The sequence below is a fragment of the Xanthomonas euvesicatoria pv. euvesicatoria genome (assembly GCF_020880415.1).
In the GTDB taxonomy this organism is placed as follows: domain Bacteria; phylum Pseudomonadota; class Gammaproteobacteria; order Xanthomonadales; family Xanthomonadaceae; genus Xanthomonas; species Xanthomonas euvesicatoria.
Genome location: NZ_JAJIUJ010000018.1, coordinates 21657 through 35243 on the forward strand (window position 1 = coordinate 21657; position 13587 = coordinate 35243).

Here is a 13587-nt window from a genome sequence, read left to right on the forward strand (position 1 = left end):
GGCAGTCGCCATGCGGCTGGTGCTCGCTGCCACATGTAGCTGTGCGTGCACTGAGGGTCTGAGTACGCAGTCCATGCTCACCTGACGACTGCTCGCTGCGTTTTGCCAGCCGCTCTTGATGCGCAGGCGCAATGCCTGCATGCGTTCTGCGGGATGTGTCATGTGGGCTGCAGACGGCAATGCGCGGCCACCCGTTGCGCAGGCTAGCTCAGCCCTCGCCTTCCGGCTCCAGCGCCTTGACCAACACCGCGGCCTGGGTGCGGCTGTAGCAGTCGAGCTTTTTCAGGATCGCGGTGACATGCACCTTGACGGTGTTCTCGGCCAGGCCCAGTTCGTGCGCGATCTGCTTGTTGAGCAGGCCATCGGCCAGGCTCAGCAGCACACGGAACTGTTGTGGCGTGAGCTGGGCGAGTTTGGAAGCCAGTTGTGCGTCGGCCTCCGAACGCTCGGCGGTCATCGGCGGGAACCAGGTGCCGCCTTCCAGCACGCTGGCCACCGCGGTGCCGATCGATTCGGCCGGCGTGGATTTGGGAATGAACCCGGCCGCGCCGAACTGCTGCGCACGCCGGATCACACGCGGATGATCGTTGGAGGAGATCACCACCACCGGAATGTCCGGGTGTTCGCCACGCACGTGCAACAACGCCGAAAAACCGCGTGCACCGGGCATGGCCAGATCCAGCAGCACCAGCTCGGCCTGCGGATGCGAACGCAGCATGGCACTCAGGGTGGCAGCGCTGGAGGCTTCCACCACGTTGGCCTGCGGCAGGGTCTGCTGCAGCACGTGGATGACGGCGGCGCGGAACAGCGGGTGGTCGTCGGCGACGAGAATGGTGAGATCAGCCATGCGCCAAGTCTGGCACAGCGCCGCCGCCGATGCCTTGCACTAGAGCGTGTCATGTACGTTGAAGTGAGTGCGAAGCGGAGGGTTGGCCGTCAGCGGCACGGAGCGGGTGCTGCGTGGCGCCGGCTTGGCTGGCGCCAAGACAAGCCAAGCGGTGGCCGCTCCACACCGCTGACGGCCAACGCATCTCATCTCAACGTGCATCACACGCTCTAACGCGGCGGCTGCGTGCTCGCCCGCCAGGCGTCCAGGAACTGGCGGCGCTTGAGCTTGTCCAGATACACCAGCAGACCGGGGCCGAGCGGGATCGGGCGGAACGGTGGCTGCGCCGAACCGCCGCGGCCACCGGCGGCCGGCAGGATCGGCATCAGCCGCGCCTCGCGCGACAGCACCTGCTGGCCGCGCGGCGAAAGCAGGTAGTCCAGAAACCGGCGCGCCTCCGGCGCATGCGGCGCCGTCTTGGGGATCACCGCCGTGCGCAGCGCCACCAGCGTGTAGTCCTGCGGCTGCACGATGCCCAGCGGCGCGCCCGCATCGATGCGGGCCTGCGCGTAGGAGCCAAGCACGTTGTAGGCCAGCAGGAGCTCGCCACGGCTGACCCGGTCGAGCAGGCTGCCGGTGCGCTCCTCCAATACCACCCGGTTGGCCCCCAGCGCCGCGAGCAGCGCGCCGGCGATACTGCCCACCTGGCCGTCCTGGGTCGCGAACAGATACCCCACGCCGCTGCGTTCGACATCGTAGGTGCCGACCTTGCCGCGCAGCGGTGCATCGGGCGCGCGCAACAACGCCAGCAACTGCCGGCGCGTGCGCGGCACGCGGGCGGCATCCAGCTTGCGCGTGTTGTAGACGATGGCCACCGGCTCGTAGCTGATGCCGAACACTTCATGGCGCCATTGCGCCCACGCCGGCAAGGCTTCGGTCTGTGCGGAGCGATGCGCCAACGCGTGGCCGTCGTTCACCAGTTTGGTCTGCAGATCCATGCTGGCGCTGATCAGCATGTCTGCAGCAGGTGCGCCATGGCCTGGGTGCAGATAACGGTCATAGATGTCCCAGGCAATCACGTCTTCGTAGATCACCTCGGTGCCCGGATGCAGCCGCTGGTAATCCCGGATGACTGCGCCGAACACTTCCAGGTCGGTGGAGCCCTGCACGCGCAGCTGCACACGCACCGGGCCCTGTGCAGGAAAGCGCCGCACATCGCCGGGCGCCGCGCAGGCGAGGCCATGGACCAGCAGCAACAGCAGCATCCACATCGCCCGCATCACGCGTCTCCTCCGGGAAAATGCAGCGAGGCGATCAAGCCGCCACCGATGCGGTTGGACAGATCGATGCGCCCGCCATGCGCTTCCACCACGCGCTTGACGATGGCCAACCCCAGCCCGGCGCCGCCGGCCGGGGCATCCGCCCCCCGCACGAAACGCTCGAACACACGCTCGGCTTCGGCCGCCGGAATGCCCGGGCCATGATCGGCAATGGTCAGCACGTGGTGGTTGCCGTCGCTGGTGAGCGCCACCTGCAGCGGGGCACCGGCACCGTATTTGCAGGCGTTGTCGATCAGGTTTTTCAGCGCCTCGCGGAGCAGCAAGGCATCGCCGCGCAGCAGCGCCGGTTTCGGGTCGATCGCCAGCTGCACGCGCGGTGCGCCTGGGCTGCGCGGCAGCGCTTCGTGCAGGGCCTGATGCAGTACATCGGCCAGATCCACGGTGGCAAAGCGCTGCAGGTTGGCGCGGTGGATCACGCTGGCATCGCTGAGCAACTGATTGAGCAGCCGGCTCATATGGCTGGCGTTGCGCTCGATCGCCACCAGGCTGCGTTGCATCTCGTGCGGGTCGTCGTCGTCCATCGCCAGCTGCGCCTGCGCGCGCAAGGCCGCCAGTGGTGTGCGCATCTGGTGCGCGGCTTCGGCCATGAAGGCGCGCAGGGTTTCGTTGCTGGACGATAGCCGCGCCATGAACCGGTTGAGCGCGGTCACCATCAACTGCATTTCCTGCGGCGCCGGCACGTTCAGCGGCTTGAGGTCGGAGGGTTCGCGCCGCGACAGATCGCGCTCGATGCGCTGCAGCGGCCGCAACGCGCGGTAGACCCCCAGCCACACCAGGCCCAGCGCCAGCAGCGACAGCACGCCGATCGCCACCAAGGCGTTGAGCACCACATCGCGCGCCACCGCATCGCGTGCGCGCCGGGTCTGGCCCACCTGCACGCGCACCTCGCCCTGCCCCGAGGCCGACGCCACCCGATGCATCACCACCGCAAAGCGCACCGGCTCGCCGCTGTACTGCGCATCGAACAGCAGCGGCCGCTCGTCGCGGGGCGCACGCGGCGGCGGCGGCAGCGTGTCTTCGCCGGTGATGGTGCGGCCCTGCGCATCGAACACGCGATAGAACACGCGGTCTTCCGGCGCCATGCCGAGCAGATCCAGCGAGGCATACGGCAGATCCACCTGCCAGTCACCGCCGACCAACGCCACGCTGTCGATGATCGACAGCGCCGAGGACACCAGCAGGTGATCGTAGGACCGATTGGCCGCCCGCTCGCCGTAATCGCGTGCGGCAAAGAACAGCACCACCGCACCCAGCAGCGACAGGCTGCCCAGGTACAGCAGCAAGGTGCGCCGGATCGACGGTGCCACCACCAGCGGCTCAGCCATCGGCGCCCGGCTCCACCGGCGCATGCGGGTCGGCTTCTTCGAGTTTGTAACCGGCACCGCGCACGGTGACGATACGCAACGGCGCGGCGGCCAGCTTGCGCCGCAGCCGGCCGACATACAGCTCGATCGCATTGGGGCCGGCGTCGTCGTCGAAGCCGAACAAGCCGTTGCCGATCTCGTCCTTGCCAACCACCTGTCCGAGCCGTCCGATCAGGATCTCGAACAGGCGATATTCGCGATTGGGCAACTCGATCGGCACGCCATCCAGCAGCAGCGTGTGCGCGGCATTGTCGAAGACGAATCCGCCGATCTGCACCACCTCGCTGGCCTGCCCCCGGTTACGCCGCAGCAACACGCGGCAACGCGCTTCGAACTCACGAAAGTCGAACGGCTTGCCCAGGTAATCGTCCGCACCGACATCCAGTGCCTGCACGCGGTCTTCGATGCCATCGCGCGCAGTCAGCATCAGCACCGGCGTGGTATCGCCCCGCTCGCGCATGCCGGCCAGCACCCGCAGCCCATCGAGTTTGGGCAGACCGATGTCCAGCACCACCAGATCGAAGCTCTGATACCGCAGCACGCTGGCCGCCGCCAACCCATCGGCCTGCCAATCCACCGCATGTCCGCTACGGCGCATGCGCCGCACGATGGCATCGGCGAGATCGGCATTGTCTTCGACCAGCAGAAGGCGCATGGGGCAGGGATTCGTGAATAGGGATTGGGGATTCGGAACAGCGGTTGGTCGCGGCCGGAAGGTAACAGGCCACGCGTACAAAAGCTCGCCGCTGTTGCAACTCTGCTTTTACGAATCCCAAATCCCGACTCCCCAATCCCCGCCCCCAAACGACAGGTCCATGACAGCTTCGCCGGACTAGGCTGCTGCCAACGCGCCGCGGCGGTTGTGCGGTGCATTGCCAAACGTGATTCACACCTGTACCTGGGAGGGTCTGTGAGCAACGACACCTTGCGTTTGCGTGCCTTGGGCGCCTGCGCGGCGATCTGCCTGGCACCGGCGGCACATGCAGCCGACGAGGCCGGCCCGGTCACTGCCGAAGTGGGCGGGCGCGTGCATTGGGACTTCACCATGTTCGACAACGACGACCGTGGTGCACGCGAGCACAACGACACCCAGTTCCGCCGCGTGTGGCTGGACGTGTCCGGCAAGTTCTACGGTTTCAACTACAAGGCCGAGGCGGATTTCGCCGGCCTGCAATACGAGGCGGGCAGCCGCGGCATCCTGGCGCGCGATGTCTATATCGCCAAGAAGTTCTCGGCCGGTACGTTGACCGTTGGCCAATTCAAGCAGTACTTCTCGCTCGACGATCGCACCGGCTCCAACTACGGCCCGTTCCTGGAACGCGGCTACGCCTCGACCACGCTGGCGCCGATCTACCGCAAGGCCATTTCCTGGCAGACCAGTCGCCCGAATGCAACCTGGTCAACGTCCGCCTACAGCCTGGAAAGCATCGACAATTCTTCGACCAAGGGCGGTGCGCTCGGCACGCGCCTGACCTACGCGCCGGAGATGGGCCAGGCGCGCTTGCGCCACCTGGGTGTCTCGCTGGCGCACGAGCGCTATTCGCATCCGGGCAGCGGGGGCGCTTCATCGCTGCTGATCCGCCCACGTCCGGAAAACGATCTGGCCAACAATAGCCGCATCACCCTGGCGCGCTTTGCCGATGGCCGCGATACCGATTTCGACAAATGGTCGCTGGAATATGCAGAAGTGCTCGGCCCGTGGTCGTGGCAGAGCGAATTCAGCGGTGGCCTGCTCGACGATGGCGCGCAGCACGCCAAGGTGTTGGCCAGCTATGGGCTGGTCAGCTGGTTCGTCACCGGCGAATCGCGCGGGTACGACCGCAAGACCGGCCGCTTCAGCCGCATCGCCACGCCCAACCGCCCCTCCGGTGCGTTCGAGCTGGCATTGCGCTACGACTACATGCGTGGCGGCCAGCATCTGGACAGGCAACCGGACTTCATCAACGCAAGCACGCAGTCGTGGACGCTGGGCGGCAACTGGTATTTCAAGCCGAACCTGCGCGTGATGCTCAACGTGATCGATAGCCACAACCGCGATCGCATCGCCAACGCAGTGGTCGACCACACGCTGGCGGTAACCGGCCGCTTTCAGTACGACTTCTGATGCGCAACTGCATCGTGTCGGCAATCAGAAACACCGACGTGCGCACGCTGTTCGCGCATAGCGGCGCAACGCGCCGCTACCGCGGCAGGTACGCGCGCAACGCCGCGCTTGCGCTAGCTCGCGTACGTCCAGCAGCAACCGCATACCTGCATCGTCGGCGCTGCGCACCTTGCGCAACGCTGAGCTCCACTCTCCCCCTGCCGTACGCCTCAAAGGATTCTCCCGCATGCTGACCGCGCTCGGTTTCGGAATGGTGATCACCTTCATGTACCTGATCATGAGCAAGCGGTTGTCGCCGCTGGTAGCTCTGATCACGGTGCCGATCGTGTTCGCGTTGTTGGGCGGCTTCGGCACCGGCATCAACGAGATGATGCTCGAAGGCATCAAGAAGATCGCGCCCACCGGCGTCATGTTGATGTTCGCCATCCTGTATTTCGGGGTGATGATCGATGCCGGGCTGTTCGATCCGCTGGTCGGCCGCATCCTGCGCCTGGTCAAGGGCGATCCGCTGAAGATCGTGATGGGCACAGCGATCCTGGCGCTGCTGATCTCGCTCGACGGCGACGGCTCCACCACCTACATGATCACCGTCTCTGCGATGTTGCCGCTGTACCAGCGCCTGGGCATGAACGCGCTCAACCTCACCTGCGTCACCATCCTGTCCAGCGGCGTGATGAACCTGACCCCGTGGGGCGGCCCCACCGCGCGTGCCGCTACCGCGCTGCATGTGGATCCGGCCGATGTGTTCGTGCCATTGGTGCCGGCCATGGTGTTGGCGATCGCCGGCATTCTCACGCTGGCCTGGTATCTGGGCATGCGCGAACGTCGCCGCCTGGGCGTGGTGCGCCTGCCGGCGGACGGCAACTGGCTGGACACCAGCATCCCGGAAGACAACGACGCATTGCCGCGCGTGGAAGACACCGAAGACATGAAGCGGCCCAAGCTGCTGTGGGTGAACCTGATCCTGACCCTGGCGCTGATGGGCGCGCTGGTGGTGGGCGTGCTGCCGATGCCGGTGTTGTTCATGATCGGCTTTGCGCTGGCGCTGATGATCAACTACCCGAACCTCGCCGAGCAGCGCCGCCGCCTGGTCAATCACGCCGGCAACGTGCTGTCGGTGGTGTCGCTGATTTTCGCTGCGGGCATCTTCACCGGCATCCTGTCCAACACCGGCATGGTCGAAGCGATGTCGCGCAGTTTTCTGGCCGTCATTCCCGACAGCTGGGGCCCGTATCTGGCGGTGATCACGGCGATCGTCAGCATGCCGTTTACGTTCTTCATGTCCAACGACGCGTTTTATTTCGGCGTGCTGCCGATCCTGTCCGAAGCGGCCGGCCACTATGGCATCACCCCGGTGGAAATGGCCCGCGCCTCGCTTGCCGGCCAGCCGGTGCACCTGCTCAGCCCCCTGGTGCCCTCGACCTATCTGCTGGTCGGCCTGGCCAAGGTCGACTTCGCCGACCATCAACGCTTCACGCTCAAGTGGGCGGTGCTGATTTCGCTATTGATGCTGGGCGGCGGGTTGTTGTTTGGTCTGTTCCCTTTGGCGCGCTAGCCGCGCGCCGGGATTCGGCATTCGGGATTGGGGATTCGCAAAAGCGAATACCGCTGCCCGCTATTGCGAATCCCGTCATCCCCAATCCCGAATCCCAACTCCGAAGGAGTGACACCCAATGACTCTCCGCATCGCATACGTCACCAGTGGCATGGGCAGTGTCGGTACCGCGATCTGCCAGAAACTGGCGCGCAGCGGGCACACCGTGGTTGCCGGTTGCGGGCCCAATTCGCCGCGCAAGGCGTCGTGGCTGCGCGAGCAGCGCGAGTTGGGCTTCGATTTCGTGGCATCCGAAGGCAATGCCGCCGATTGGGAATCCACCGTGGCTGCGTTCGCCAAGGTCAAGGCCGAAGTCGGCGAGATCGATGTGCTGGTCAACAATGCCGGCGGCAGCCGCGACACCTTGTTCCGGCAGATGAGCCGCGACGACTGGAATGCGGTGATCGCCAGCAACCTGCATTCGTTGTTCAACATCACCAAGCAGGTGGTCGATGGCATGACCTCGCGCGGCTGGGGGCGCATCGTCAATATCGGCTCGGTCAGCGCGCACAAGGGGCAGATCGGCCAGATCAATTTCGCCACCGCCAAGGCGGCGATGCATGGTTTCAGCCGTGCGTTGGCGCAAGAGGTCGCCTCGCGCGGGGTCACCGTCAACACCATCTCGCCCGGCTATATCGCCAGCGCCTCGATCAGCAGCTTTCCGCCGGATGTGCTCGATCGCCTGGCCACCTCGGTGCCGGTGCGCCGGCTCGGCAAACCGGCCGAAGTTGCCGGACTGTGCGCCTGGCTCGCCTCCGATGAGGCCGCCTATGTCACCGGCGCCGATTACGCGGTGAATGGCGGGCTCTACATGGGCTGAGCGAGCGCGCAAACGAGGTCGGTTGCGCTGTACGACAACACGCTCTCGCCGCGCACCGCTGCATGTCTCGCTGCCCACCTGCCCCGCACGTCCGGCGCCCGATCTGCGGCAGCGCCCACAAGGCCAGCAGATCCGTGCGCGTGCGCGTGTGCGCCGCGCCCGCGCGCGCAAGCAGCCGCCACCGTGCGAACAACCCGCCTCTAGTGCGAACTGATTACACTCTGGCTTTTCCGCAGCGCGCTGCCATGGCCAAACCTTCAGACCGCACCACGCTCACTGCCCGTCCGCAGATGGCCGACATCGCGCGCATGGCGGGCGTGTCCGAGTCCACCGTGTCGCGGGCCCTGGCCGGCAGCCCGGTCGTGGCCGAACGCACGCGCGCCTACATCAAGCAGATTGCGGCCGATGCCGGCTACCAGGTCGACCCGGTGGCACGCAGCCTGCGCGCCAAACGCTCCAACACCGTGAGCGTGGCAGTGCCGATGATGCATGCGCTGGATCAGCCGCTTTCGGACCCGTTCCTGATGACCATGCTGGCGCTGCTGGCCGAAGAACTCACCGGACGCGGCTACAGCATGCTGCTCTCCAAACTGGACCGGCATCAGGATGGCTGGGTGGAACAACTCGCGCGCGGCAGCCGCTCCGACGGCGTGATCGTGCTGGGGCAAAGTTCCGAACACGCCGCGCTGGATGCAGCCGCACGCGACGGCCTGCCGATGGCGGTATGGGGCAGCCGCATCGATGGGCAGTCGTACATCAGCGTGGGTAGCGACAATTTCCAGGGCGGCGTGCTCGCCACCGACCATCTCATCGCCAGCGGCCGCCAGCGCATCGCCTTTCTGGGCGACGACCAATTGCCCGAGGTGGCACCGCGGTTTGCCGGCTATCGCCACGCGCTGGAGCGACACGGGCTGGAATTCGATACGCGGCTGCACGCGCGCAGCCATTTCGTCAGCGAAGATGCCTACCGCCTTACCCGCGCGATGCTCAAGAAAGCCGACCCGCCCGATGGCCTGTTCGCCGCCTCCGATGTCATCGCCGTGGGTGCAATCCGCGCCCTGGTCGAGGCCGGCCATCGCGTGCCGCAGGACATTTCGCTGGTGGGCTTTGACGACATCCCGCTGGCCGCCTACAGCCAACCGCCGTTGACCACCGTGCAGCAGGATCTGGGCCTGGCCGCGCGGTTGTTGGTAGACCGGCTGCTGGCGTTGATTGCAGGCGAGCAGGTGCAATCGGTTGAAATGCCGGTGAAGCTGGTGGTGCGCGAGTCGGCGTGAGGCGGAGATTCGGGATTCGGGATTGGGAGATACCAGCCCGGCAACCCGCTTCCTTCTCCCGCCTGCGGGAGAAGGTGCCCGAAGGGCGAATGAGGGCCGGCGGCCAGCCGATCCACCGTACTCGCCACCCCAGGCAACCCGGCAGGCACTCGCGTCTGGCATCTGCGGCAGCCAGCGATGTCAGCCCCGCATTGCTACGCCCCTGCCGGGCTCGTCCCCTGCTTGCGGCCCCGTACGCACAGCATCGCCGCTGCCGCTGCCAGCATCAGCGCGCCGGCCAGACGGACCACGTTGCGCGGGTCGCCGTGCAGCACATGCTCGTAATACAGCGGCAAGGTGACGATCTGGATCAGCATCGGCAGCACGATGAACAGGTTGAACAAGCCCATGTACACGCCGGTGCGCTCGGACGGGATGCTGTCGGCCAGCATCAGATACGGGTTGCCCATCATGCTGGCCCAGGCCAGGCCAATGCCGATCATCGGCAGCAGCATCAGCCAGCGATTTTCGATGCCAGGCAGCAGCCACATGCCGATACCGGCGGCGACCAGGCAGGCCGCATGCGTGTACTTGGGACCGAAGCGACGCACCACCGGCACCATCGCAAACGCCGCCAGAAACGCAACGAAGTTATAGAACCCGCCGATCTGTCCATTGACCAGGCCGGCCTCGCGGAAACCATGCGAGGTGGGGTCGGTGGTGCCGAACAACGTGGTCGACAGCGACAGCACGATGTATTGCCAGTAGCAAAAGATCGCGTACCACTGAAACAGCATCACCGGGGCCAACTGGCGCATGGTGGGCGGCATCTCGCGCAGCGCGCTGCCGATTTCGCGCACCGTCGCACCCAGCCCGGCGCCGCGCTGGCGGATGCGTGCGATCTCTGCCGGCGCGATCGCCGGCTCGCGTACGCTGCGTGCGGTGAGCAGGATCGAGCCTGCTGAAAAGCCCGCGCCGATCACGAACGCGGCAATGGTGACATAAGGGATGTGGTGTGCGTTGGCAGCGTCCTGGTTCATGCCCATCCACACCAGCAACGGCGGCGTGAGGTAGGCCAGCGTCTGCGCAAGGCCGGTGAATGCGCTCTGGGTGAGATACCCCAGCGGTCGCTGCGGCGGCGCCAGTACGTCACTCACCAGCGCACGGTAGGGCTCCATCGCCACGTTGTTGGCCGCATCCAGCACCCACAGCAGGCATACCGCCATCCACAGCGCGGTACTGAACGGCATCGCCAGCAGGCACAGGCTGCACACCAGCGCGCCCAGCACCATGTACGGCATGCGCCGGCCCCACCGCGTCACCGAGCGGTCGCTCCACGCCCCTACGAACGGCTGCAGCACCAGGCCGGTGATCGGCCCGGCCAGCCACAGGTACGGCAGGTTGGCGTGGTCGGCGCCCAGATAGTTGTAGATCGGGCTCATGTTGCTCTGCTGCAGCCCGAAGCTGTATTGCACGCCAAAAAACCCGGCGTTGAGCGCCAGGATGCGCGCGAAGGAGAGCTTAGGAACGGTCGACGACATGCAAGGCCCTGGGCATCGGTGCGGCTCCCGGTGGCCGCAGCGCACTGTACCCTGCCGTTGATGCAATCGATTGTAACGCTGCATCGCAGCACGTTTCCCCATCTGAAATAAATCAGATGCAACTTGCCATTTATGTTGCGACGCAAGATTGCAATCGATTGTAGTGCAGCGTATTACTGCGCTCGCACTGCAGGCCACATGGCCACTCCCTGGGAGGGGACGATGCAGGCGTCGGCACACCACCATCTGTGAGAGAGAGAATCGCAATGTCCACCTTGCACACCATGCGCCTGCATGCCCTGGCCTGCGCGGTCGTCTCCTGCCTGTGCGCGCCCGTCGCGCTGGCCCAGGACACCGCCGCCGCTGCGCCGGCCACGCCGCCGGCTGCCGACAGCGCCGCGGTCAATCTGGATTCGGTGTTCGTCACCGGCACCTCCACCGCCACCGCCACCACCAAATTGAAATCCAGCGTCTCGGTCAGCACCGTCGGCGCCGAGGCGATCGAACAATCGGCGCCGCGCAGCACGGCAGAAATCTTCCGCAACATTCCCGGCATCCGCTCCGAATCCAGCGGTGGCGAAGGCAATGCCAACATCGCCGTGCGCGGTTTGCCGGTGGCCTCCGGCGGTGCGAAATTCCTGCAACTGCAGGAAGACGGCCTGCCGGTGATGGAGTTCGGCGATATCGCCTTCGGCAACTCGGACATCTTCCTGCGTTCGGATTTCACCCTGGACCGCATCGAAGCCATCCGCGGCGGTTCGGCGTCCACCTTCACCAGCAACGCGCCCGGCGGCATCATCAACTTCATCAGCAAGACCGGTGACACCGCAGGCGGCAGCGTCGGCGTCAGCCGCGGCCTGGACTACGACAACACCCGCATCGACTTCGATTACGGCGCACCGTTCGCCGAGCAATGGCAGTTCAACATTGGCGGCTTCTTCCGCCAGGGCGATGGCGTGCGCGATGCCGGCTACACCACCGACAAGGGTGGCCAGCTCAAGGCCAACCTCACCCGCCTGTTCGACAACGGCTACGTGCGCCTGTACGGCAAATACCTCAACGACCGCGCCGCCGGCTACCTGCCGGTGCCCACCTCGGTGCGCGGCCGCGATGGCTCGCCAGACCTGGGTGGCTTTCCCGGTTTCGATCCAGGCAACGACACCTTGTACAGCCGCAACTTTCGCACCGACGTGGGCCTGGACGGCAACAACCAGACGCGCCGCACCGATCTGGGCGACGGCATGCATCCCATCTCGCGCACCATCGGTGCCGAGGCCTGGTTCGACCTGGGCAATGGCTGGAACCTGAGCGAGAAGTTCCGCGTCGCCGACAACAGCGGCCGCTTCGTCAGCCCGTTCCCGGCCGAAGTCACCGACGCCGCGTCGCTGGCCGCTTCCATCGGCGGTGCCGGTGCGCAACTGGTGGAAGCCGGCGGACCCAATGCCGGCCAGGCCTACACCGGCAACGCGATTCGCACCCACCTGTTCAACGTGGCCATCAACGACCTGGGCAACGTCACCAACGACCTCAGCGTCTCGCGCGAGTTCGGCGGCGACGGGCGCACGCTGAACCTGCGCATGGGCTATTACAGCTCACGCCAGACCATCGACATGGACTGGACCTGGAACTCGTACGTGCAGAGCCTGGGCCGCAATTCGCGCTTGCTCAACGTGGTGGACGCGGCCGGCGTCTCACGCTCGCAGAACGGCCTGTACGCCTACGGCACGCCGTTCTGGGGCGACTGCTGCGTCACCCGCAGCTACGACGTGCGCTACGACGTCAACGCGCCCTACGTTGCGCTCACCTTCGACAGCGGCAAGTTCAGCGTCGACGGCAGCCTGCGCTACGACATGGGCGATGCGCGCGGCAGCTACAACGGCACTGCCATCGCACAGAACCTGGATGTCAACGGCGATGGCGTGATCCAACCGGTGGAACAGCGCGTGGCCACGGTGGACACCGCCAATTCGCGCCCGGTGGACTACGACTGGAATTACCTGTCGTACTCGCTGGGCGGCAACTATCTGATCACCGACGACCTGGGCGCGTTTGCGCGCATCAGCCGCGGCGCACGCGCCAACGCAGACCGGTTGTTGTTCGGCGTGGTGCGCGACGACGGTTCGGTGTCTTCCGAGGAAGGCGTCAACGTGGTGCGCCAGGCCGAAGCCGGCCTGAAGTGGCGCCGCGACGGGCTGAGCCTGTTCGCCACCGCGTTCTCGGCACGGACCCAGGAGCAGAATTTCGAAATCACCAGCCAGCGGTTCTTCAATCGCAGCTATGAAGCGCACGGCGTGGAACTGGAAGCCAGCTATCGCTACCAAGGCTTCACCCTCAACGGCGGCCTGACCTGGACCGATGCAGAGATCTCGCGCGATCAGATCACCCCGGAAAATACCGGCAACGTGCCGCGTCGTCAGGCCGATGTGGTGTGGCAGCTCACACCCAGCTACCGCGGCGACAGCTACCAGTTCGGCGTGAACCTGATCGGCACCACCGACGCCTACACGCAAGACGCCAATCAGTTGAAGATGCCCGGCTATACGCAGGTGAACCTGTTCGGCGACTACCGCGTCACCGACGCGCTCACCGTGGCGCTCAACGTCAACAACCTGTTCAACACCTTTGGCCTGACCGAAGCCGAAGAGGCGACCATCCCGGCCAATGGCATCATCCGCGCGCGCTCGATTGCCGGCCGTACCACCAGCATCAGCCTGCGTTACGACTTTTAAGGACCCCGCGCCG

Annotated in this window: 10 protein-coding genes; 5 read left to right on the forward strand and 5 right to left on the reverse strand. The window is 65.8% G+C overall.

All coding sequences use genetic code 11. The features are described 5' to 3' along the window. Positions 1 to 208 precede the first annotated feature (208 nt). The 4 genes from LN450_RS02330 to LN450_RS02345 form a co-directional block, all read right to left on the reverse strand. A complete protein-coding gene (locus tag LN450_RS02330; RefSeq protein WP_003483405.1) occupies positions 209 to 847 on the reverse strand; it encodes a response regulator in 639 nt (212 codons plus the stop codon). 209 nt (positions 848 to 1056) lie between these two features. Next, the gene (locus LN450_RS02335; RefSeq protein ID WP_041855086.1) at positions 1057 to 2106 is read right to left on the reverse strand and encodes an ABC transporter substrate-binding protein; all 1050 of its coding nucleotides are present in this window, start codon (positions 2104 to 2106) and stop codon (positions 1057 to 1059) included. Continuing rightward, positions 2106 to 3491, reverse strand: a complete 1386-nt coding sequence (locus LN450_RS02340; RefSeq protein WP_011348541.1) for a sensor histidine kinase — start codon at positions 3489 to 3491, stop codon at positions 2106 to 2108. Before LN450_RS02340 ends, LN450_RS02335 begins: the two co-directional genes overlap by 1 nt. Then, entirely contained in the window at positions 3484 to 4185 is a 702-nt protein-coding gene (locus tag LN450_RS02345) for a response regulator transcription factor (protein ID WP_005912054.1), read from the reverse strand. Before LN450_RS02345 ends, LN450_RS02340 begins: the two co-directional genes overlap by 8 nt. Before the next feature lie 255 nt (positions 4186 to 4440). Between LN450_RS02345 and LN450_RS02350 the strand changes: the two genes are divergently transcribed. The 4 genes from LN450_RS02350 to LN450_RS02365 all read left to right on the forward strand — a co-directional run bounded on the left by LN450_RS02350 (position 4441) and on the right by LN450_RS02365 (position 9325). Then, the gene (locus LN450_RS02350) at positions 4441 to 5634 is read left to right on the forward strand and encodes an OprO/OprP family phosphate-selective porin (protein WP_011348542.1); all 1194 of its coding nucleotides are present in this window, start codon (positions 4441 to 4443) and stop codon (positions 5632 to 5634) included. 226 nt (positions 5635 to 5860) lie between these two features. Continuing rightward, a complete protein-coding gene (locus LN450_RS02355) occupies positions 5861 to 7189 on the forward strand; it encodes a CitMHS family transporter (protein ID WP_005912056.1) in 1329 nt (442 codons plus the stop codon). Positions 7190 to 7307: 118 nt separating this feature from the next. After that, entirely contained in the window at positions 7308 to 8048 is a 741-nt protein-coding gene (gene phbB, locus LN450_RS02360) for an acetoacetyl-CoA reductase (RefSeq protein WP_005912059.1), read from the forward strand. A gap of 245 nt (positions 8049 to 8293) precedes the next feature. Further along, on the forward strand, positions 8294 to 9325 hold the full coding sequence (locus LN450_RS02365; RefSeq protein ID WP_008573641.1) for a LacI family DNA-binding transcriptional regulator: 1032 nt from the start codon (positions 8294 to 8296) through the stop codon (positions 9323 to 9325). Positions 9326 to 9519: 194 nt separating this feature from the next. Here LN450_RS02365 and LN450_RS02370 read toward each other — a convergent pair whose 3' ends face one another. After that, positions 9520 to 10845, reverse strand: a complete 1326-nt coding sequence (locus LN450_RS02370; protein WP_011348543.1) for an MFS transporter — start codon at positions 10843 to 10845, stop codon at positions 9520 to 9522. A gap of 266 nt (positions 10846 to 11111) precedes the next feature. Between LN450_RS02370 and LN450_RS02375 the strand changes: the two genes are divergently transcribed. After that, positions 11112 to 13574 (forward strand): TonB-dependent receptor domain-containing protein, encoded by a 2463-nt coding sequence (locus LN450_RS02375; RefSeq protein ID WP_011348544.1) that lies wholly within the window; start codon positions 11112 to 11114, stop codon positions 13572 to 13574. Positions 13575 to 13587: the final 13 nt, after the last annotated feature.